This is a genomic window from Pseudomonas sp., from assembly GCF_049645325.1.
Classification (GTDB): Bacteria; Pseudomonadota; Gammaproteobacteria; order Pseudomonadales; family Pseudomonadaceae; genus Aquipseudomonas.
Genome location: NZ_JBARTQ010000268.1, coordinates 1 through 1,729, shown reverse-complemented (window position 1 = coordinate 1,729; position 1,729 = coordinate 1). Strand labels below are relative to the sequence as shown.

1 protein-coding gene is annotated in these 1,729 nt (G+C 61.4%); it reads left to right on the top strand.

Translation table 11 applies throughout. The annotated features are described in order from the left end of the window. Nucleotides 1-192: 192 nt before the first annotated feature. Complete coding sequence (locus tag WBB95_RS11750; protein ID WP_424487750.1) at nucleotides 193-1,533, top strand: hemolysin family protein; 1,341 nt, start codon at nucleotides 193-195, stop codon at nucleotides 1,531-1,533. Nucleotides 1,534-1,729: the final 196 nt, after the last annotated feature.

Sequence of the window (1,729 nt, the reverse complement as noted above, 5' to 3'; positions counted from 1 at the left end):
AACCACCGCCTTCGCGAGCAAGCCCGCTCCCACATTGGTTTTGCAGCGTGCCTGGAAAGCACATTCCAGGCCCCGCCCGGCAGCGGGCACTAGGCAAGCGCCCCGTCAGCCGCTACATTGGCCGACTTGCGCCTGCCTTTCAGGCCCTTCTGTCACCCCTTATTGAACACACGGAACCTGCAAAACCCCATCATGGACCCTTCCCCTGGTATCACCCTCGCGACACTCTTCGCCGACTTCGGCATGATTCTTTTTGCACTGATCCTGGTACTGCTCAACGGTTTCTTCGTTGCGGCGGAATTTGCCATGGTCAAACTGCGCGCCACCCGGGTCGAGTCCATCGCCCACAAAAACGGCTGGCGCGGGCAGATCCTGCGCACCGTGCACAGCCAGCTCGACGCTTACCTGTCGGCCTGCCAGCTGGGTATCACCCTCGCCTCCCTGGGCCTGGGCTGGGTCGGTGAGCCGGCGTTCGCGCATATCCTGGAGCCGCTGCTTGGCGCCGTGGGCGTGCAGTCTCCGGAAGTGATCAAGGGCGTGTCGTTCTTTGCCGCCTTCTTCGTGATTTCCTATCTGCACATCGTGGTCGGCGAACTGGCGCCCAAGTCCTGGGCGATTCGCAAGCCTGAGCTGCTGTCGCTGTGGACCGCTGTGCCGCTGTACCTGTTCTACTGGGCCATGTACCCGGCGATCTACCTGCTCAACGCCAGCGCCAACGCCATCCTGCGCATCGCCGGCCAGGGCGAGCCCGGCCCGCACCATGAGCACCATTACAGCCGCGAAGAACTCAAGCTGATCCTGCACTCCAGCCGTGGCCAGGACCCGAGCGACCAAGGCATGCGCGTGTTGGCATCGGCCGTGGAGATGGGCGAGCTGGAAGTGGTCGACTGGGCCAACTCCCGCGAAGACCTGGTGACCCTGGACTTCAATGCCCCGCTCAAGGAAATCCTCGCCCTGTTCCGCCGCCACAAATTCAGCCGTTACCCGGTGTATGACGCGGTGCGCAACGAGTTCGTGGGCCTGCTGCACATCAAGGATTTGCTGCTGGAACTGGCGGCCCTGGACCACATTCCCGAGTCGTTCAACCTGGCCGAGCTGACCCGCCCGCTGGAGCGCGTCTCGCGGCACATGCCGCTGTCGCAGTTGCTGGAGCAGTTCCGCAAAGGCGGCGCGCACTTCGCCCTGGTGGAAGAAGCCGATGGCAAGATCATCGGCTACCTGACCATGGAAGACGTACTCGAAGTGCTGGTCGGCGATATCCAGGACGAACACCGCAAGGCCGAACGCGGCATCCTCGCCTACCAGCCGGGCAAACTGCTGGTGCGCGGCGACACGCCGTTGTTCAAGGTGGAACGCCTGCTGGGCGTGGACCTCGACCACATCGAAGCCGAAACCCTCGCCGGTTTAATCTACGACACCCTGAAACGGGTGCCGGAAGAGGAAGAAGTGCTGGAAGTCGAAGGCTTGCGCATCATCATCAAGAAGATGAAAGGGCCGAAGATCGTGCTGGCCAAGGTGTTGTTGCTGGATTGAGCAACAACACCTTCGGCCAAACAACGAAGATCCAAATGTGGGAGCGGGCTTGCTCGCGAAGGCGGTGGTTCAGTCAATATATCCAGTGACTGATAACCCGCATTCGCGAGCAAGCCCGCTCCCACATTTGGATCTTCGTTGTTTGGCCGAAGGTGTTGTTGCTCAATCCAGCAACAACACCTTGGCCAGCACGATC